General features: G+C 67.7%; 17 protein-coding genes, 1 other RNA gene and 1 pseudogene. 14 read left to right on the top strand and 5 right to left on the bottom strand.

Annotated features, from left to right (window positions below; translation table 11 throughout):
• Positions 1–9 precede the first annotated feature (9 nt).
• An RNA gene (gene ffs, locus AUL32_RS00275) (signal recognition particle sRNA small type) lies at positions 10–106 on the bottom strand.
• Positions 107–136: 30 nt separating this feature from the next.
• On the opposite strand from ffs, the gene AUL32_RS00270 reads away from it, so the two are divergent.
• The 3 genes from AUL32_RS00270 (at position 137) to AUL32_RS24900 (ending at position 1,812) form a co-directional block, all read left to right on the top strand.
• Positions 137–553, top strand: a complete 417-nt coding sequence (locus AUL32_RS00270) for an HIT family protein (RefSeq protein WP_062110921.1) — start codon at positions 137–139, stop codon at positions 551–553.
• Positions 550–1,524, top strand: a complete 975-nt coding sequence (gene nudC, locus AUL32_RS00265) for an NAD(+) diphosphatase (protein WP_062110920.1) — start codon at positions 550–552, stop codon at positions 1,522–1,524. The genes AUL32_RS00270 and nudC overlap by 4 nt, the downstream gene beginning before the upstream one ends.
• 141 nt (positions 1,525–1,665) lie before the next feature.
• The gene (locus tag AUL32_RS24900; protein ID WP_148639972.1) at positions 1,666–1,812 is read left to right on the top strand and encodes a DUF1127 domain-containing protein; all 147 of its coding nucleotides are present in this window, start codon (positions 1,666–1,668) and stop codon (positions 1,810–1,812) included.
• A gap of 277 nt (positions 1,813–2,089) precedes the next feature.
• Here AUL32_RS24900 and AUL32_RS25855 read toward each other — a convergent pair whose 3' ends face one another.
• Both AUL32_RS25855 and AUL32_RS25850 read right to left on the bottom strand, forming a co-directional pair.
• Positions 2,090–2,914, bottom strand: a complete 825-nt coding sequence (locus tag AUL32_RS25855) for a prephenate dehydratase (RefSeq protein WP_062110990.1) — start codon at positions 2,912–2,914, stop codon at positions 2,090–2,092.
• A gap of 117 nt (positions 2,915–3,031) precedes the next feature.
• Positions 3,032–3,694 (bottom strand): annotated as a pseudogene (locus AUL32_RS25850) (3-deoxy-manno-octulosonate cytidylyltransferase); the annotation flags it as partial.
• 412 nt (positions 3,695–4,106) lie between these two features.
• Here AUL32_RS25850 and AUL32_RS00255 point away from each other — a divergent pair.
• The 11 genes from AUL32_RS00255 (at position 4,107) to AUL32_RS00205 (ending at position 16,914) form a co-directional block, all read left to right on the top strand.
• Positions 4,107–5,009 (top strand): c-type cytochrome, encoded by a 903-nt coding sequence (locus AUL32_RS00255; RefSeq protein ID WP_062110919.1) that lies wholly within the window; start codon positions 4,107–4,109, stop codon positions 5,007–5,009.
• A 333-nt stretch (positions 5,010–5,342) separates the two neighbouring features.
• Positions 5,343–7,334 carry an extracellular solute-binding protein gene (locus AUL32_RS00250; RefSeq protein ID WP_062110918.1) on the top strand — a complete coding sequence of 664 codons (1,992 nt, stop codon included), beginning with the start codon at positions 5,343–5,345 and terminating at the stop codon, positions 7,332–7,334.
• Positions 7,331–9,211, top strand: a complete 1,881-nt coding sequence (locus AUL32_RS00245; RefSeq protein ID WP_062110917.1) for an extracellular solute-binding protein — start codon at positions 7,331–7,333, stop codon at positions 9,209–9,211. Before AUL32_RS00250 ends, AUL32_RS00245 begins: the two co-directional genes overlap by 4 nt.
• Before the next feature lie 56 nt (positions 9,212–9,267).
• On the top strand, positions 9,268–10,353 hold the full coding sequence (locus AUL32_RS00240; RefSeq protein WP_062110916.1) for a microcin C ABC transporter permease YejB: 1,086 nt from the start codon (positions 9,268–9,270) through the stop codon (positions 10,351–10,353).
• A gap of 140 nt (positions 10,354–10,493) precedes the next feature.
• On the top strand, positions 10,494–11,618 hold the full coding sequence (locus AUL32_RS00235; protein WP_061977660.1) for an ABC transporter permease: 1,125 nt from the start codon (positions 10,494–10,496) through the stop codon (positions 11,616–11,618).
• Between the two features lie 6 nt (positions 11,619–11,624).
• Complete coding sequence (locus tag AUL32_RS00230) at positions 11,625–11,858, top strand: hypothetical protein (protein ID WP_061973923.1); 234 nt, start codon at positions 11,625–11,627, stop codon at positions 11,856–11,858.
• A 5-nt stretch (positions 11,859–11,863) separates the two neighbouring features.
• Complete coding sequence (locus AUL32_RS00225) at positions 11,864–12,289, top strand: type II toxin-antitoxin system VapC family toxin (protein WP_187301296.1); 426 nt, start codon at positions 11,864–11,866, stop codon at positions 12,287–12,289.
• Positions 12,286–13,476, top strand: coding sequence for a cation diffusion facilitator family transporter (locus AUL32_RS00220; protein ID WP_062110915.1), 1,191 nt, complete (start codon positions 12,286–12,288; stop codon positions 13,474–13,476). The genes AUL32_RS00225 and AUL32_RS00220 overlap by 4 nt, the downstream gene beginning before the upstream one ends.
• A 10-nt stretch (positions 13,477–13,486) precedes the next feature.
• Positions 13,487–15,133, top strand: coding sequence for an ABC transporter ATP-binding protein (locus tag AUL32_RS00215; RefSeq protein WP_062110914.1), 1,647 nt, complete (start codon positions 13,487–13,489; stop codon positions 15,131–15,133).
• Complete coding sequence (locus tag AUL32_RS00210; protein ID WP_061973916.1) at positions 15,130–15,768, top strand: NUDIX domain-containing protein; 639 nt, start codon at positions 15,130–15,132, stop codon at positions 15,766–15,768. The genes AUL32_RS00215 and AUL32_RS00210 overlap by 4 nt, the downstream gene beginning before the upstream one ends.
• Positions 15,769–15,972: 204 nt before the next feature.
• Complete coding sequence (locus tag AUL32_RS00205) at positions 15,973–16,914, top strand: 2-hydroxyacid dehydrogenase (RefSeq protein WP_062110913.1); 942 nt, start codon at positions 15,973–15,975, stop codon at positions 16,912–16,914.
• A 135-nt stretch (positions 16,915–17,049) separates the two neighbouring features.
• On the opposite strand, the gene AUL32_RS00200 is transcribed toward AUL32_RS00205, so the two are convergent.
• Positions 17,050–17,925: a C40 family peptidase gene (locus AUL32_RS00200; protein ID WP_062110912.1), complete on the bottom strand. Its 876-nt coding sequence runs from the start codon at positions 17,923–17,925 to the stop codon at positions 17,050–17,052.
• A complete protein-coding gene (locus AUL32_RS00195) occupies positions 17,922–18,272 on the bottom strand; it encodes a MarR family transcriptional regulator (RefSeq protein ID WP_061977659.1) in 351 nt (116 codons plus the stop codon). The genes AUL32_RS00200 and AUL32_RS00195 overlap by 4 nt, the downstream gene beginning before the upstream one ends.
• Positions 18,273–18,331: the final 59 nt, after the last annotated feature.

Genomic DNA, 18,331 nt, shown 5'->3' with positions numbered 1-18,331 from the left:
AGGAAAAGGGTGGGAGGCTGGCACGATGACCCGCGCCGGATTCACCTGGGCTGCTTCCTTCCGGACCTGACCCGGTTGGCGAGCGGCTCGTCCACCACCAACCTCCCGCCGCTCATATCGTGGAGAATTCAGCCGAATGCAAGCCGCATACGATCACGAACTCGACGCGCGCCTTCGCGCCGACACGTTTCCCGTCCTCGACCTACCCTTGTCCCAGCTTCTCCTGATGAACGACCGGCGCTGGCCCTGGGCCATCCTCGTGCCGCGCCGCCCGGGCATCACAGAGCTTTTCGACCTCGATGAGGCCGACCGGCATCAGCTCGACGCCGAGGCCTGCCGCGTGGCGCAGGCCCTGAAGACGCTCGCCGGCGCCGAAAAGATGAACATCGCCACCCTCGGCAATGTGGTGCGGCAGTTCCATCTCCATGTCGTCGCGCGCTCCTCGGGCGATGCGAACTGGCCCGCCCCCGTCTGGGGGTTCGGCTCGCGCCAAGCCTATTCCCCGTTCGAGGCCGAGGCGACCGTCGCCCGCCTGCAAGAAAGCCTGTCATGACAGATCAGCCCATTCGCCTCGGCTTTGCCGGCAACCGCCTCGTCCGCGACGGGGAAACGAGGGGCGAGGCGACGCTTGAAGAGGCGCTCGCGCACGAAGACGCCGGCCTCTATCTCCAGGCGGACGGGCTCTGGCTGGCGCGCGCGGCGGGCGAGACGGTGGATGCGCTGTTCGACCTGACTGCGGCGCGGACGATCTTCGGAGAGACCGAGATCGAGATCCTGCTCGGCCACACAGCACAGGGTCATCCCCGCCTTGCCGCCCGACTGGGAGCGGAGCGGATCGCCGCGCTCGGCCTTGAGGGCGAAGGGGCGGAGCGAAGGCTGGGCGGCCTGCCCATGCTCGATCTGCGCGCACTCGCCATGCGGGCCGCGCTCGACGCGGACACCGAAGGCCAGTTGGCCCAGGCCGCCCATCTCCTGAACTGGCACGGCTCGGCGCGATTCTGCGGGCGCTGCGGCTCGCCCACCGTCTCCGATTCGGCAGGCTTTCGGCGGCGCTGCACGGCCTGCGACCACATGATCTTTCCGCGCACCGACCCGGTGTCGATCATGCTGGTGCATGACGGGGCGGGGAACTGCCTGCTCGGGCGCCAGCCGCATTTTCCCGAGAAGATGTGGTCCTGCCTCGCCGGCTTCATCGAGGCGGGCGAGACGATCGAGGACGCCGTGCGGCGCGAGACCTTCGAGGAGGCCGGGCTCACGGTCGGCGCGGTCGCCTACCACTCGTCCCAGCCCTGGCCCTTTCCCGGCTCGCTGATGATCGGCTGCATGGCGCATGCGCTGACGCAGGAGATCCATTTCGACGGGCTGGAGTTGGAGGACTGCCGCTGGTTCAGCCGGGAGGCGGCGCGGGCCATGCTGGACGGGCGGCACGAGGAGGGCATCACCCTGCCAGCGCCGTTCGCCATCGCGCATCATCTGATCCGTGCCTTTTGCGAAGGCAAAGAGGGCGCGATTGCCGCCATTTGAGGCAGAAGCTTAACCGAAGATGAAGAGCGAACTGGTCATGCCATGCGCAGGCTGCACAACTGGCGTGCAGAGTTTGCTCTCCTAGAAGGCAGGTCGGAGGCGTATATCAGGGTCAACGAACGAACCCACTGGAACAATCCGATGATCACCGACATCGCCTCCCGCCTCCGCAATTTCCGCTCGCACCGCCGCACCGTTGCCGAGCTCGCCCGTATGGACGACCGCATGCTGAGCGACATCGGCGTGCTGCGCGGCGACATCGAGCGCATGGTCCGCGTCGGCCGCTAAGCGCCCGCGACATCCGAAGCCTCTCAGGCTTCAAATGACGAAAGCCCCGCCGAGCGGGGCTTTTTGCTGTCTGGGCCCTAGAGTCTGTTTGGAAACTCGGTCGGGTCGGTCCAACGGGTCTTTTTCGCCGTCGCTTCGTTGCCAATCCTAGCCGATGCCGCCGGCATCGACTGCGGTTGGCGCCTCGCGACACCCAAAAATCCCTCGCCGGCCCTCCGCCGCCGAGTTTCCAAACGGACTCTTGGATGACGAAAGCGGCGGCCGAAGCCGCCCTTGCCTATTCGCCGATAGCGGGCGCTGGAATGTCGGGCCGGTTGGCCGCCGCCGGGTAGACGCCCAGAATGGCGAGGCGCTTGGAGAAGAAGGCCAGTTCCTCCAGCGCGTGGGCGACGCCGACATCCTCCGGGTGGCCCTCGATATCGGCATAGAACTGCGTCGCCACGAACTTGCCTTCCAGCTGGTAGCTCTCCAGCTTGGTCATGTTGACGCCGTTGGTGGCGAAACCGCCCAGCGCCTTGTAGAGCGCGGCGGCGACGTTGCGCACTTCGAACACGAAGGTCGTCACCACCCGTTGGCCATTGTTGGCGGCCCAAAGCGCCTTGCCCGCCTCCTTGCGCGTCAGAACGACGAAGCGCGTGGCGTTGTGCTCGGCGTCCTCGACATTCTCGGCCAGGATGTCGAGCCCGTAGAGCTCGGCCGCCAGACGCGGCGCGAGGGCGGCGACGTTGCGCTCCTCCATTTCCGAGACGATACGCGCGGCACCGGCCGTGTCGCCCGAAACCACCGGCTTCCAGCCATTGCGCCGGATGATGCCCCGGCATTGGCCGAGCGCATGGACATGGCTGTGGACTTCGGAAATCTCCGAAAGCTGCGTGCCGCGCTTGGCCATGAGCTGGAAGCGGATCGGCAGGAAGAACTCGCCGACGATATGCAGGCCCGAGGCCGGCAGGAGATGGTGAACGTCGGCGACGCGCCCCGCCAGCGTGTTCTCGATCGGGATCATGGCGAGATCGGCCGCGCCGTTCTGCACGGCGGCGAAGGCGTCCTCGAAGCTCGGGCAGGGCAAGGGTTCGAGCCCGGGATACATGGTCTGGCAGGCCATGTCGGAATTGGCGCCGCGCTCGCCCTGGAAGGCGATGCGCCCGGTGCGCGCGGCGGGACGGAACGCGCGTCGCGCTTCCTCCAGCTGATAGGCCGTGTCGACGCCGAGCGGCACGGCATCGACGATCTCGGCGTCGATCCGCATCCCCGCTTCCAGCGCACGCAGCTGCTCCAGCCGCTCGCGCACCTCCAGCGGCGAAGGCGGCAGCGCCACGAAGCGCTCCAGCGCGGCGCGGCGATAGGCATAGATGCCGACATGGTGGAACAGCGGCCCCTCGCCCGTCGGGGCGGTGGCACGGGTGAAGTAGAGCGCGTTCAGCCGGCGGTCGCCGTTCGGCGTGCCGATCAGCTTCACGACATTGGGATCCTTCGCGTCGGCCTCGGTCGCGATCTCCACCACGACGGTCGCGATATCGCAGGCCGGGTTCTCGAAGGGCTTCAGCACGGCGCGCACCGTGTCCGGTTCGATGGTCGGCAGATCCCCTTGCAGGTTGACGATCACGTCCACCTCGCCGGCCGGGTCGATCGCCCGCAAGGCCTCGAAGATGCGGTCCGAGCCGGACGGGTGGTCGGCGCGCGTCATCACCGCCTCGAAGCCCGCCGCCTCGACCGCGCGCAGCACCTCGGCGCTGTCGGTCGCCACCACGACGCGGCCGATCGCGGCGTCGCGCGCCCGCTCCGCCACACGCACGATCATCGGCGCGCCGGCGATGTCGGCCAGCGGCTTGTTGGGCAGGCGCGTCGAGGCAAGGCGCGCGGGAATGAGGACGAGTGTGGACATGACAAGGATTCCGGCCCGAATGCGCGCCATCTCGCGCCCGAATGCGCGAGATAGTACGGAGCTGTGACAGGTGGGCGCTTGATCCATTCCGGACGGAATGTCAGAACGCTTCCAGACTTTGCGTGCCTTTGGAAAGCTGGGGGACCGAAGGCTGGCGCGAGAGGGCGAACCAGCCGGCCTCCCGAGCTATCGAAAGACACGCCAGGGGGCTTATAGGGGGTGCCGTCACACGGCAAAAGCCCCGATGCGTTTCGAGGGAAAGGAGAACCTCTCTTTTCCCGCCCGAAACGGAAATGAGATTACGGAGGCCGGGGCAACAGCTGCGAAGCGGCTGGGGTTGCGGCATCCGACACGACGTGTCCGCAGTGTTCGCCGGTCGCCGGGCCGGTTGGAGAGGGAGCCGCCCAGCAACATGGATTCATTCGAGGCCAATAAGATCTTCGGCGCCATTCTGGGCTCCGTGTTCGTTCTGTTCGGCGGCAGCCTTCTGGCCGAAGCCATCTTCCATTCCGAAGCGCCGGAAAAGCCGGGATTCGCCATCACCGCCGCCGAGCCGACCGCCGGCGGCGGCGCGGCGCCGGCCGCCAACGAGGTGACGCCGGTCGGCAAGATCATGCAGACCGCCAACGCCGAGGCGGGCGCGGCCGTGTTCAAGCGCTGCCAGGCCTGCCATAGTGGCGAGAAGGGCGGCCCCAACAAGGTCGGTCCCGACCTTTGGGGCATCGTGAACCGGCCCATGGCCGCGCACGAAGGCTTCTCCTATTCCGCGGCGATGACCGAGTTCTCCAAGGGCAAGACCGTCGCCTGGGACTGGGATCACCTGAACCACTTCCTGCACGGCCCCAAGCAGTACATTTCCGGCACGGCCATGGGCTTTGCCGGCCTGCCGAAGGACCAGGAGCGGGCCGATCTCCTGGCCTATCTCGGCACGCTGGCCGACAGCCCGGTTCCCCCGCCCGCGCCCGATGCCGGCGCGAGCGAGGCGGCCGCCGAGGCCCCGGCCGAGGGCGACGCGGCCGCGCCGGCCGCGACCAATCCGGCCACCACCACCAACACGGGCACGGTGGGCAACGACCCGGTGACGCAGCCGCAGGGCGCCGGCACGACCGACGCCACCACGGGCGCGACGCCGACCACCCCGCCATCGGGCGCCGTGCCCGTGACCGGCGGCAACGCGACCTCGGCACCGCCGCAGGCGCCGACCCCGGCCGAGGCGCAGAACCCCGGCAACGCTCCGGCCCCGCCGGCTCCGCTGCCTGACGCACCGGCAGCGCCCGCCCCCGCCGCCCCGGCGGCCCCTGCCCCGGCGCAGTGACCGCAGCCGACTGAAACCGAAAAGGCCGGGCGGCGACGCCCGGCCTTTTCGTGTTGTGGCAACGCTTAACTGCTTCTCATGGTGGCTTTGCACGGAAGCCGGCGCCCACTGCGACGGTTCGCCCCGCGTGATGGAAGCGGCCCTCGTACCGGCCGCGGCAAGACCGCCGCTACGCCGCGCCGCCAAAACCTGCGGGCATAGACACGAGCGCTGCGAAGATTACACTTTGCCGTATGAAGCGCCTCCCGCCCGAGGATGGCCATATTGATCCCGCCGTCTGCACGGGCTGGGCCGTCTCGGCCTCGTCCGCGCCCCTCCCATCTGGAGTTCGTCTTGCCGATCGCATCCCGCGCCGCCTCCCTCCTTCTCGCGTCCGCGCTTCTCGCCGGCACCGCGCTGCCCAGCTTCGCGCAAGGGGCGCCCACGCAGTCGGAACAAGCCGGCACAGCCGCAGGGCCGGCGGCCCAGGAAGGCGAGTGGAAGACGTGGTCCTCGATCATTCAACCGACGAAATACGGCGAAAGCTTCCAGCACTACGACTATGTGAACCCGAAGGCGCCGAAGGGCGGCGCCCTGCGCCTGTCCGCGCCCGGCACGTTCGACAGTTTCAATCCCTTCCCCGTGCGCGGAACGCCGGCAGCGGGCTTCGCTGCATTGGGAGGTGGCATCGCCTATGACACGCTGTTGGACCAGGCGCCCGACGAACCGGGCACCAGCCATGCGCTGATCGCCGAAGCGCTGCGCTATCCCGCCGACTTCTCCTCCGCGACCTTCCGGCTCGACCCCGACGCCAAGTTCCAGGACGGCCAGCCGATCACTCCCGAGGACGTGATCTGGAGCTTCGAGACGGTGACGGCGCTCTCTCCGCTCTATGCCAACTATTATCGCAGCGTCACCAAGGCGGAGAAGACCGGCGAGCGCGAGGTCACGTTCCGCTTCAACCAGACCGGCAATCGCGAACTGCCCAACATCATGGGCGATCTCGTGGTGCTGCCGAAACACTGGTGGGAGGGCACGGGTCCGAACGGCCAGAAGCGCGACATCACGAACCCGACGCTGGAAATCCCGGTCGGCTCCGGGCCCTACCGCGTGAAGAGCTTCGACGCCGGCTCCGCCATCGTCTGGGAGCGCGTGCCGGACTATTGGGCGGCCGCGAAGGCCCCTCGCATCGGCCGATTCAACTACGACGAAATCCGCTACACCTATTTCCGCGACCAGAGCGCCTCCTGGGAGGCCTACAAGCGCGGCGGCTTCCAGGATTATCGGCTGGAGAACAGCGCCGGCCGCTGGGCGCAGGGCTACAATTTCCCCGCCTTCAACGACGGCCGGGTGAAGAAGATGGCCGTGCCGTCGGGGACCGGAGAGCCCATGCAGGGCTACGTCATGAACACGCGGCGCGAGAAGTTCGCCGACCCGCGCGTGCGTCAGGCGCTGACGCTGGCCTTCAACTTTCAGGACATGAACAAGAACCTGTTCTATGGCCTGTACAAGCGAACCTCGAGCTATTTCCAGGGAACGGAGCTGGCCTCCTCGGGTCTGCCGAGCGAGGGCGAGCTGAAGCTGCTCGAACCACTGCGGGACAAGATCCCGCCCGAGGTCTTCACCAAGCCCTTTACGTTGCCCGACTATTCGCAGCCCAATGCCGAGCGCACCTATCTCAAGCAGGCCTTCGACCTTCTGACCGCCGCCGGTTGGACGCGAAAGGGCTCCCAGCTCGTCAACGCCAGAGGCGAGCCCTTCACGATCGAGTTCCTGGCGGCCGATCCCTCCTCCTCGCGGACGATCGATCCCTTCGCCAACCAGTTGAAGCGGCTGGGCATCCAGACCACGACGCGCATTGTCGACGTGTCTCAGTATCAGGCGCTGAGCAACAATTTCGACTTCGACATCGTCACCGACCTCATGGCCCAGTCGCTCTCGCCCGGCAACGAGCAGCGCGAGTTCTGGACGACGCCGGCCGCTTCTCTGCCGGGGAGCCGCAACATGGCCGGCATCCGCAACGAGGCGGTGGACGCGCTGGTGGACAAGGTCATCTACGCGCCCGATCGCGACAGTCTCGTCACCGCCGTCCATGCGCTCGACCGCGTGCTCCTGTGGAACTTCTATGTCGTTCCGCAGTGGAACAACCCGGAAATCTGGCTGTCCTACTGGAACAAGTTCGGCATGCCCGAGAAACAGCCGGCCTATGCCGGGATCGACCCGTTCTCTTGGTGGGTGAAGGGCGAGGTGCCCGTCAACACGCCGGCCGACGCGGCGGCGGCCGAAAAGGCTGATCCGTCCGCACCGCCCGCCATTCCCCCCGCGCAGCCCCCGGTCACGCCGTGACGGAGAGCTTCCGCATCCTGTCGCGCCGGGACTTCGGCAAGCTGGCGCTCGCCGGGGCGGCGCTCGCGAGCGCGCCCGGCCGCCTCTTCGCCGCCAGTCCGCCGGGCACCAAGCTGCACGGGCTCTCGGCCTTCGGCGATGTGAAATATCCCACCGGCTACGAGCGGTTCGACTATGCCAGCCCGGAAGCGCCGGAGGGTGGGCGCTTCGTGTTTACCGTGCCGAACTGGGTGCTCAATCAGGCGCCCGACACGTTCGACACGTTCAACACCTTCATCCTGCAGGGCAACGCGCCGCCGCGCATCGAGCTGCTCTATGACGGGCTGATGCTCTCGACCCTGGACGAGCCGGACGCGATCTACTGCCATCTGGCGGAGAGCGTCTCGGTCTCGCCAGATGGCAACACGTTCCGCTTCGAGCTTCGGCCGGAGGCGCGCTTTTCCACCGGGGCGCCCGTGCTGGCCGGCGATGTCGCCTTCTCCTATCGCACGATGAAGGCCGAGGGGCATCCGAGCCTTGCCATCACGCTAGCGGAAGTGGCCGAGGTCACGGCGGAGGGCGAGCGCACGGTCGCGATCCGCTTCACCGGGCGCCAGACGCTGCCGACCGCGCTTCAGGCCCTGTCGATCCCGATCGTGCCCGAAAGCTTCTTCAAGGACCGCCCCTTCACCGAGGGCGGCTTCACGGAGATTCCGGGCTCGGGCCCCTACAAGGTTGGCCGCTACATCGCGGGGCGCTTCATCGAATACGAGAAGCGTTCAGACCATTGGGCCAGGGACATGCCCTTCTCGCGCGGGCTCGATCATTTCCAGACGATCCGCGTCGAGTTCTTCCGCGATCGGCAGGCCGCACTGGAGGCCTTCAAGAAAGGCGACTCGACGTTCCGCGAGGAGTTCACGACGCGGGCCTGGGCGACGGAATACGACTTTCCCGCCCTTCGCGCAGGGCGCGTGAAGAAGGCGCAGATCGCGGGCGAGAAATGGCCGCGCTTCCAGTGCTGGGCGCTGAACCAGCGGCGCCAACAGTTCGCGGACGCTAGGGTGCGGCGCGCCATCAATCTCTGCTTCGACTTCGAATGGACCAACGCCAATCTTCTCTACGGGCTGCGCGTCCATTCGCAGTCGCCCTTCGAGAACTCCGACTTCGTGGCGACGGGTGCCCCCTCGCCCGAGGAGCTGGCACTTCTGGAGCCGCTGCGCGCCGACCTGCCGGCGGAGGTCTTCGGCGAAGTCTGGCGCCAGCCGGTCTCGGACGGGTCGGGGACCGACCGGCGACTCCTGCGCGAGGCCTCGACGCTGCTCCAGGCCGCCGGCTGGACGCGCAAGGGCTCGCAGCTGGTGGATGCCAAAGGCACGGTTTTCAGGCTGGAATTCCTCATCAACGACCCCGAGCAGGCCCGCGTCTACGGCAAGATGATCGAGAACATGAAGCTTCTTGGCATCGACGCCTCGATGCGTCTGGTGGACGCCGCGCAATATCAGGACCGGCAGAACCGCTTCGACTTCGACATGATCCTCGGCGCCTTCTCGTTCAATGGCACGCCGACACGCGAGGGCATGGGCCTGTTCTTCGGCTCGGCGGCACGCGAGCGGAACGGCTCCTACAACTATCCCGGCACGGCGAGCCCGGCGGTGGACGCCTTGATCGACAAGATCGGCGAGGCCAAGAGCCGCGCCGATCTCGTCACCGCCATGCGCGCGCTCGACAGGGTGCTGCGCTGGCGGCTCGACTGGTTGCCCAATATCGGCTCGCCCGGCCACAACATCGCCTGGTGGGACATGTTCGGCTTTCGGGACGAGAAGCCCGATTACGGGTTTCCGGTGGAACGCCTCTGGTGGTACGACGAATCCAAGGCGAAGGCGGCGGGGCGCGCTTGAGCGGCGACGCCGGCCGCCCTCCCCCTCGCATGACCGCCCCCCTTTGGAACCGGTGAATGGCCGCCTATATCCTTCGACGTCTGGCTCTCATGATTCCGACCCTGTTCGGGATCATGGCCGTTTCCTTCATCGTCATCCAGTTCGCGCCGGGCGGGCCGGTGGAACAGGTCATCGCCGGGCTGCAGGGCCAGGGCGGCGGCGCGGCCGATCGGCTGGGCGGTGGGGGCGGCGATCTGGCGGCCCAGAGCGGCGACACGTCGGGCTATCGCGGCGCGCAGGGCCTCGACCCCGAATTCATCAAGCGGCTGGAGGTGCAGTTCGGCTTCGACAAGCCGGCCTATGTCCGCTTCGGCGAGATGATCTGGAACTATGCCCGCTTCGACTTCGGGACGAGCTTCTTCTCCAACGCGACGGTCATCGACCTCATCGTCCAGAAACTGCCGGTGTCGATCTCGCTCGGCCTCTGGATCACGCTTCTGTCCTACATCATCTCGATCCCGCTCGGCATCCGCAAGGCGCTGAAGGAAGGCTCGCGCTTCGACACCTGGACCAGCGCCGTCATCATCGTCGCCTATGCGATCCCCGGCTTCCTCTTCGCGGTTCTCCTGATCGTTCTCTTTGCCGGCGGCTCGTTTCTGGACTGGTTCCCGCTGCGGGGCCTCACCTCCGACAACTGGGCCCAGCTGTCCTGGCCGGATCGGATCGTGGACTATTTCTGGCACCTGACGCTGCCGCTCATCGCCCTGGCGCTTTCGGCCTTCGCCACCACGACGCTGCTCACCAAGAACTCGTTCCTGGACGAGATCCGCAAGCAATATGTCACCACCGCGCGGGCCAAGGGCCTCAGCGAGCGGCGCGTGCTTTACGGCCATGTCTTCCGCAACGCGATGCTCATCATCGTCGCCGGTTTTCCCGGCGCCTTCATCTCGGCCTTCTTCTCCGGCTCGCTCCTGATCGAGACCATCTTCTCGCTGGACGGGCTGGGGCTTCTTTCCTTCGAGAGCATCTACAAGCGCGACTATCCCGTGGTCTTCGCCACGCTCTACATCTTCTCGCTGATGGGCCTCCTGACCACGCTGATCTCCGACCTCACCTATACCTGGATCGATCCCCGCATCGATTTCGAGCGGCGGGAGGTTTGAGCATGGCCCGGAAAAGTGGAACCCGGTTTTCCGGACCAGCCATGCGGCGGGAGGTCTGATCCATGGTCAGCTTGCAGGACCGCCCGCCCGAGACGATTAAGGCCGAGGACGCCAAGGCCGATTCCGGCGCTCTGGCGCAGATGGCGCCGCCGATGGAGACGCTGCGCCCACCGCGCCTTTCGCCTTTGAACCAACGCCGCTGGCAGAACTTCAAGGGCCATCGGCGCGGCTGGTGGTCGCTCTGGATCTTCCTCGTGCTCTTCGTGGTGACGCTCGGCGCCGAGTTCGTCGCCAACGACCGGCCGGTGCTGATCTCCTACAAGGGCGAGTACTACGCGCCGATCTTCAAGGACTATCCGGAAGAGGTCTTCGGCGGCTTCCTGCCCGTCACCAACTACCGCGACCCCTTCATTCAGGAGGAGATCGCGGCCAATGGCTGGATGGTCTGGCCGCCGATCCGTTATTCCTATGCCAGCGTCAACAACGAGATCCCGGTTCCCGCCCCCTCGCCGCCGTCCTGGACCTTCTCGAAGGAGGAGCGTTGCGCCCGTTACCCCGGCGGTGTCAGTGATCCCAACTGCACGATCGGCAACTGGAATTGGCTCGGCACGGACGATCAGGCGCGCGACGTTCTCGCCCGGCTGATCTACGGTTTCCGCGTCTCTGTCCTGTTCGGCCTGATCCTGACCGCCGCCTCGGCCGTGATCGGCGTCTTCGCCGGCGCGGTGCAGGGCTATTTCGGCGGCTGGGTCGATCTTCTCTTCCAGCGCTTCATCGAGATCTGGAGTTCGATCCCGGTTCTCTATCTGCTCTTGATCGTCGCCGCGATCCTGCCGCCGGGCTTCTGGATTCTGCTGGGCATCATGCTGCTCTTCTCCTGGGTCTCGTTCGTGGGCGTGGTGCGCGCCGAGTTCCTGCGCGCGCGCAACTTCGAATATGTGAACGCGGCGCGCGCGCTCGGCGTCGGCGACTGGACCATCATGGGCCGCCACCTCCTTCCCAACGCCATGGTGGCGACGCTGACCTTCCTGCCCTTCATCCTGAACGGCTCGATCACGACGCTGACCTCGCTCGACTTCCTCGGCTTCGGCTTGCCGCCCGGCTCGCCCTCGCTGGGCGAGCTTCTGGCGCAGGGGCGCAACAATCTCCAGGCCCCCTGGCTCGGCATTTCCGGCTTCGTCGTCCTCTCTCTGATGCTGTCGCTGCTCGTCTTCATCGGCGAGGCGGTGCGCGACGCCTTCGACCCCCGCAAGAGCTTCCGGTGACGTAAGATGGGCGAACACAAGCGGATCGTGATCGAGGACTATCCCGTCGAGAACCTGCCCGAGGAACTGCGCGGCGGGATCGAGCCGGGGCACCGGGTGACGGTGACGGTGGAAGAGGCGTCGGATCGCTGGTCCGATCTGTTCCGGCGGATCGACGCCTATCAGAGCGCCAACGCACGGCCCGTCACCACCGAGGAGGCCGTCGCGCGCGTGCGTGCGCTTCGAGACGAGTGGGACTGACGGCCGTGGCTGCGGTCTATCTCGACGCCAATATCCTGATCGAATCCGTGGAAGGCCCGCATGCGGACTTCCTGCGTCTCGTGCGCCGTCTCACCGGTGAGGGGCGCCGCTTCGTGACGAGCGAACTCACGCTGGCGGAGGTGCTGACCAAGCCTTTCGCCGAGGCATCATCCGATCTCCTTTGCATCTACGAGGATCTTCTCGCGGCGGACGGGCTGGTGGAAACGCTGCCGGTCGACCGCGCGGTGCTACGCGAGAGCGCCCGGCTGCGGGCCGAGATCGGGGCGAAGCTGCCGGACATGATCCATCTGGCGACGGCCCGTCTGGCAGGCTGCGAGATTCTGGTTTCGAACGACAAGCGTCTGCGCGACAAGGGGCCTATCGAACGGCTCTCCATTCTCGAGGCTGCGAAAAGGCTGCAACTGCCATGAGCGCGCATCACCACGACCATTCCCACCGATCGCACGCCCATGCCGGCGGGCACGCCCATGGCGAGGGACACGACCACGCCGCCCATGCGAGCGAGCGCCGACTGGCGATCGCGGCGGGGCTGACCGGCCTCTTCATGCTGGCCGAAGTGGCGGGCGGGCTCATCTCGAACTCGCTGGCGCTGCTTGCCGACGCCGGGCACATGCTGGTGGACTTCGCCGGGTTGGCGCTGGCCTTCCTCGCCATACGCATGGCGCGCCGCCCGGCCGATGCGCGCCGCTCCTTCGGCTACGACCGGTTCCAGATCCTCGTCGCCTATTCCAACGGTCTCGTGCTCTTCGGCATCACCGGCATCATCCTGTTCGAGGCCTGGCGGCGCCTGTCGGACCCCGTGCCGATCCTGGCCGGGCCGATGTTCGCGGTGGCGGTGGGCGGCCTCCTCGTCAACATCGCCGCCTTCTTCGTCCTGCATGGCGGCGACAAGGAGGACCTGAACCTGCGCGGCGCGCTCCTGCACGTGATGGGCGATCTCCTCGGCTCCGTCGCCGCCATCGTCGCCTCGCTCGTCATCTGGCTCACCGGCTGGACGCCGATCGACCCGATCCTCTCGGTGCTGGTCTGTCTCCTGATCCTCACCAATGCCTGGCGCCTCGTGCGCGAATCCGGGCATGTCCTGCTCGAAGGCGCGCCGGCAGGCGTCGATGGAGCCGGCATCGCCGGCAGGCTGACGGGCCGGGTCGAGGGTCTGGCGGATGTTCATCACGTCCATGTCTGGATGATTACCCCGAAGCGCCGCGCCGCGACGCTCCACGCGCGGCTGGCGCCGGGCGCGGACGGGCCGGGCGTCGTGCGAGCCATCAAGGCGACGCTGCGCGAGGAGTTCGCCATCGGCCACGCGACGGTCGAGGTCGAGGGGGAGATCTGCGCCGACGGCGCGCTCGGCTGCACCGACGCGCAGACGCATGACCATGACCATGACCATGGTCACGAGCATTCGCGGGATCGAGGGCACGATCAGGGTGGCCGTCACGACCATGGGCATGGTCACGGCCACGCGCAGGCCCATGTGCACGGGCCGGACTGCAGCCACGACCATCACGACCACGACTCCGCCCCTGGCGCGCACAGCTCGGCCCATCCCGGCGAAACCGCGACGCCCGCCGGCCCGTTGAACGCCCGTCCGGCCTGAGGAGAGCCCCTTGACCCCTGCCGCATCAGCCGCCACCCCGCTTCTCGACGTGCGCGGGCTTCAGGTCGCCTTCTCGCAGGGCGGGGCGACGAGCCTTGCGGTGAAGGGCGTCTCCTTCACCATCGCCAAGGGCGAGACGGTGGCGCTGGTCGGCGAGTCCGGCTCGGGCAAGTCGGTCTCGGCCCTGTCGATCCTGAAGCTCCTGCCCTATCCCGCCGCCAGCCATCCCGGCGGCGAGGTGCTGTTCGGCGGCGAGGACCTGATCCGCGCGCCGGACGCGGCGCTGCGCGCGGTGCGCGGCAACAAGATCTCGATGATCTTTCAGGAGCCCATGTCCTCGCTGAACCCGCTGCACAGTATCGAGCGGCAGATCGGCGAGGTGATGAAGGTCCACCAGGGCCTGTCGGACCGCGCGACGCGCGAGCGCACGCTGGCGCTCCTGCATCAGGTCGGCATCCGCGAGCCGGAAAAGCGGCTCGGCGCCTATCCGCACCAGCTTTCGGGCGGCCAGCGCCAGCGCGTCATGATCGCCATGGCGCTGGCCAACGAACCCGATCTGCTGATCGCCGACGAGCCGACGACCGCGCTCGACGTCACGGTCCAAGCGCAGATCCTGGAACTCCTGAAGAAGCTTCAGGAAGAGCGGCAGATGGGGCTGCTCTTCATCACGCACGATCTCGGCATCGTGCGCCGCATCGCGGACCGGGTCTGCGTCATGACCAAGGGCGAGATCGTCGAGACGGGCCCGACCGCCGAGATCTTCAGCAATCCGCAGCACCCCTACACGAGGCACCTCCTGGCGGCCGAGCCCAAGGGCCGCCCGCCGGCCGCCAACGCCAACGCGCCCGTCGTCATGCAGGGCCAAGACGTGAAGGTCTGGTTCCCAGTGCGCACCGGCCTGTTCCGCAAGATCACGGATCATGTGAAGGCGGTGGACGGGATCGACATCACCGTGCGCGCCGGGCAGACGGTCGGCGTCGTCGGCGAATCGGGCTCGGGCAAGACGACGCTGGGCCTCGCGCTGTGCCGCATGATCTCGAGCAAGGGCCAGATCCGCTTCGACGGCGAGCGGATCGACCAGCGGCCGTTCAAGGCCATGCGTCCCCTGCGCGACCGCATGCAGATCGTGTTCCAGGACCCGTTCGGCTCGCTCTCGCCGCGCATGGCGGTGGGCGACATCATCGCCGAAGGGCTGCGCGTCCATCAGCCGGCGCTGTCTGCCGAGCAGCGTGACGCGCGCGTCGTCTCCGCCCTCAACGAGGTCGGGCTCGACCCGGCGACGCGCTTTCGCTACCCGCACGAATTCTCCGGCGGCCAGCGCCAGCGCATCGCGATCGCCCGCGCCATGGTGCTTCAGCCGCGCTTCGTGATGCTGGACGAGCCGACCTCGGCGCTCGACATGAGCGTGCAGGCGCAGGTCGTGGACCTCCTGCGCGATCTCCAGCGCAAGCACGATCTCGCCTATCTCTTCATCAGCCACGACCTCAAGGTCGTGCGCGCGCTTGCCAACGAGGTGATCGTGATGCGCGGCGGGCAGGTGGTGGAGCATGGCCCCTCGGAAGAGATCTTCGAGCGGCCGAAGACCGACTACACCAAGGCGCTGATGGCGGCGGCCTTTCGCATCGAGGCGGCCGGCGCCCAAGAGGTTTCTGAATGAGCGATCCCTATCGGCAGCGGCTGGAAGACCAGCATCTGGACTTCACCGTAGAGCGCGAGGAGCGGCTCTGCGACGGGTTTCGCCCGCTGGACTCCGTCACCGTGCGCCATGCGCCGCTAGGGCGCGACGCGTGGCTGACCGCCCGGCGCGAGTTCCTGCGCTCGGGCCATGCCGCGATCGTCATTCCCTACGACCCCGCGCGCGATGAGATCGTGGTGATCCGCCAGTTCCGCATCGGCGCGGCCATGACCTCTGGCAAGGCGGCGGCGCTGGAACTGCCCGCCGGGCTGGTGGACGCGGGCGAGGCGCCGCTTCTGGCCGCGCGGCGCGAGTTGGAGGAGGAGACGGGTCTCGTCGCCTCCGCCATCGCCCCCTGCTTCACCGCCCTCTCCTCCCCCGGCCTATGCGACGAGGTCGCGACCTACTTCCTGGCGCTGGTGGATGCGGGCGCGCTGAACGGGCGCGGCGGCAAGCTGGACGAGCAGGAGGACATCATCGCCGTTCGCGCACCGGTGGACGCCCTGATCGAGGCGGTGGATTCCGGTTCGGTCGAGAACGGCTTCCTTATCACGGCCGCGCACTGGTTCGCCCGCCACGGCCGCGCCCGGGCGCAGCTTCTGCAGGATGCGGCATAGCCTCAGAGGGAAACAGGCCGGGGTCGCCTGGTCAGGGTTTTTCCCCGCTTACCTCGTTGCGAATGCATCGCCGATGCGCCCTCGCATCCGCTGCGCTTCGTGCCTCGTGAGCGAGAAAAATTCCTCGCTCATCCTCTGGCCGCCGCTATTGTCCGAAGTTCCAAGCGTCTCGCCTCTCTTCTTTCCGACCGCGACGAGTGTTCCATGAGCATCCTTCTTTCCGTCACCGGCTTCGACCCGACCCGCTGGCACGACGCCATGCTGGCGGCCGCACCCGGCGAGACGATCATCCTGCGCCCGGCGCAGGCCGGCGATCCCTCGATCCGCTATGCAGTGGTCTGGAAGCAGCCGCCGGGCGTTCTGGAAGGCCTACCGAACCTCGAAGCCGTGTTCTCGCTCGGCGCCGGGGTCGATCACATCCTGGCCGACCGCACGGTGCCGAACGTGCCGATCGTGCGCATCGTGGCTGAGGACCTGACCGCGCGCATGAGCGAATATGTCGTGTGGCGGGTGCTCGACCATCACCGGCGCGGCATGGTCTACCGCGCGCAGCAGGCGGCGCGGCTCTGGAACGAGCGGCGCCAGCCGGCGGCGGGCGAAATCAGGGTCGGCATTCTGGGCCTTGGCGAACTCGGGCGGGACGCGGCCCAGAAGCTGCGCGGCCTCGGCTTCCAGGTCGCGGGCTGGAGCCGGCGCGAGAAGCGCGTCGAGGGCGTCGAGACCTTCCATGGCGAGGACGGGCTCGGCCGGATTCTGGCGTCGAGCGACATCCTGGTCGTGCTCCTGCCGCTGACGGCGGACACGCGCGGGCTGATCGACGACGCGTTCCTGTCGCGGCTCAAGCGCGAAACGCCCCTCGGCACGCCGGTTCTGGTCAATGCCGGGCGCGGCGGGCTGCAGGTGGATTCGGCCATCCTGCGCGCGCTCAACGACAACCGCCTGATGGAAGCCTCGCTCGACGTGTTCGAGCGCGAGCCACTGTCTTCCGAGAGCCCGCTCTGGCGCCATCCCCGCGTCTTCGTGACGCCACACGCCGCCGCCTCGTCCGAGCCGGAAGCGCTGGCCCCGATCATCATGCGCCAAATCGCCTCCCATCGGCGCGGCGAGCCGCTGGAAAATCTGGTGGATCGCGGCGCGGGCTACTGAGCCCTTGGGTGACATCTCCCGGGGTCCCGTGGCTGGGAGATGTCACCGACGATGGGAAGCGGACCTTTAGGGGTGCCGTAAGCCTTCGCCGGCGACGGCGGCGGAACGCGCTGGCGCCGGCCTCACGACATGTCGTCAGGCGCTTGCGAACTCCGGCAGGCGGCGGATTGCCAGAACCGAAACGCCCCGCGCCTCCATGCGCGACACGGCCTCCGCCAGGGGCTCGATCGCCGTCATCATGTGATGAGCGTTGGCATGGAGAAGCCGCGCGCCGTCCAGCATGATGCCGACATGGCCGCGCCAGAATACGAGATCGCCGCGCCGGAGCGGCGCGTCCGTCTCGACGCCCTCGCCCAGCGCGATCTGAAGGTCAGTGTCGCGCGGGGCCGAAAGGCCGCAGGCATCGAGCGACACCTGCACGAGGCCGGAACAGTCGATCCCCAACGCCGACTTGCCGCCCCAGAGATAGGCGACGCCGAGAAATCCTTCGGCGACGCCCGCGAAATCGGTTTCGAACGCGCCCGCCGGCTTCATGTGCTGCATCACGACGGCGCCGAACGGGTCGATCAGCCCATAGGTGGCGTTGTGGTCGCTGGCCTCTCCCCGCACGCGCAGCCGCGCGCCGAGCGGCAGGTCGTGCATGGGCGGTCGCTTGATGTCGGGGCCGGGAAACACCAGCGTCCGGCGCACTGAGACCCGGTGCGTCGGCTCCGGCGGCTCGCCGGCGACAAGCGTCACGGTCGGAATCCAGCCGACATAGCCGTCACGCTCCAGCTGCCCCCAGCTCCAGCCCTCCATCGTGTCCTCGAAGACGCGCACCCGCTCGCCGTAAAGCGCCTGGGTTTCCAGCGGCGCGTCGGCCGAGGGGCGGCGGCGCAGGTCGGCCACGGGCATGGCGACATGGGCGGGCTGGCCTTCCACGAAGCGCGCCGCCTCGACGCGGCCTTCGAGACGGCGGTCGGCGAGGTCGGGCCGGTGGGCGTGGAGGCGAGGGTCGAGCGCGGCGGTCATCGGCCCAGCGCTCCCGCTTCGCTCACCAGCCGATCCGCCATTTCGGACACGAAGAGGCTGCCCTCCACGGTGCGGCGCACGAGGACGTTGCGCAGGTCGTTGGGGTCGCGCTGGCGTTCGAGCAGGTTCATGCGTCCCATCGAGTCGAGCGCCCGCGTCACCACGGGCTTGGCCACTTGCAGCTTTTCGGCGAGGCCGCGCACCGTATGGGGCGGCGGGTCGAGATAGATGGTCAGAAGAATCGCAGTCTGCCGGGCGGTGAGATCGGAGCCCGGATGATGCGCCTGGAGCATGGCGTTGCGATAGAGCAGGCGCAAGGCCTGCGCCGGCTTGATGTCGATACCCATAAGCGCCCTCAGGCGCGCCGATTCGCCTCGTGCCCGGCGCGCATCGCCCAAAATTCCGG

The organism is Aureimonas sp. AU40, from assembly GCF_001463785.1.
In the GTDB taxonomy this organism is placed as follows: domain Bacteria; phylum Pseudomonadota; class Alphaproteobacteria; order Rhizobiales; family Rhizobiaceae; genus Aureimonas.
Note: the sequence above shows the minus strand (reverse complement) of the source record. Positions and strands in the feature narration are given on the sequence as shown.

Bases quoted from the DNA above. Each gene is read 5' to 3' on its own strand.
- AUL32_RS00270 (WP_062110921.1), top strand. From the start codon at position 137: ATGCAAGCCGCATACGATCACGAACTCGACGCGCGCCTTCGCGCCGAC.
- nudC (WP_062110920.1), top strand. From the start codon at position 550: ATGACAGATCAGCCCATTCGCCTCGGCTTTGCCGGCAACCGCCTCGTC.
- AUL32_RS24900 (WP_148639972.1), top strand. From the start codon at position 1,666: ATGATCACCGACATCGCCTCCCGCCTCCGCAATTTCCGCTCGCACCGC.
- AUL32_RS25855 (WP_062110990.1), bottom strand. From the start codon at position 2,914: ATGGCCTGCCAGACCATGTATCCCGGGCTCGAACCCTTGCCCTGCCCG.
- AUL32_RS00255 (WP_062110919.1), top strand. From the start codon at position 4,107: ATGGATTCATTCGAGGCCAATAAGATCTTCGGCGCCATTCTGGGCTCC.
- AUL32_RS00240 (WP_062110916.1), top strand. From the start codon at position 9,268: ATGGCCGCCTATATCCTTCGACGTCTGGCTCTCATGATTCCGACCCTG.
- AUL32_RS00235 (WP_061977660.1), top strand. From the start codon at position 10,494: ATGGCGCCGCCGATGGAGACGCTGCGCCCACCGCGCCTTTCGCCTTTG.
- AUL32_RS00230 (WP_061973923.1), top strand. From the start codon at position 11,625: ATGGGCGAACACAAGCGGATCGTGATCGAGGACTATCCCGTCGAGAAC.
- AUL32_RS00220 (WP_062110915.1), top strand. From the start codon at position 12,286: ATGAGCGCGCATCACCACGACCATTCCCACCGATCGCACGCCCATGCC.
- AUL32_RS00210 (WP_061973916.1), top strand. From the start codon at position 15,130: ATGAGCGATCCCTATCGGCAGCGGCTGGAAGACCAGCATCTGGACTTC.
- AUL32_RS00205 (WP_062110913.1), top strand. From the start codon at position 15,973: ATGAGCATCCTTCTTTCCGTCACCGGCTTCGACCCGACCCGCTGGCAC.
- AUL32_RS00200 (WP_062110912.1), bottom strand. From the start codon at position 17,925: ATGACCGCCGCGCTCGACCCTCGCCTCCACGCCCACCGGCCCGACCTC.
- AUL32_RS00195 (WP_061977659.1), bottom strand. From the start codon at position 18,272: ATGGGTATCGACATCAAGCCGGCGCAGGCCTTGCGCCTGCTCTATCGC.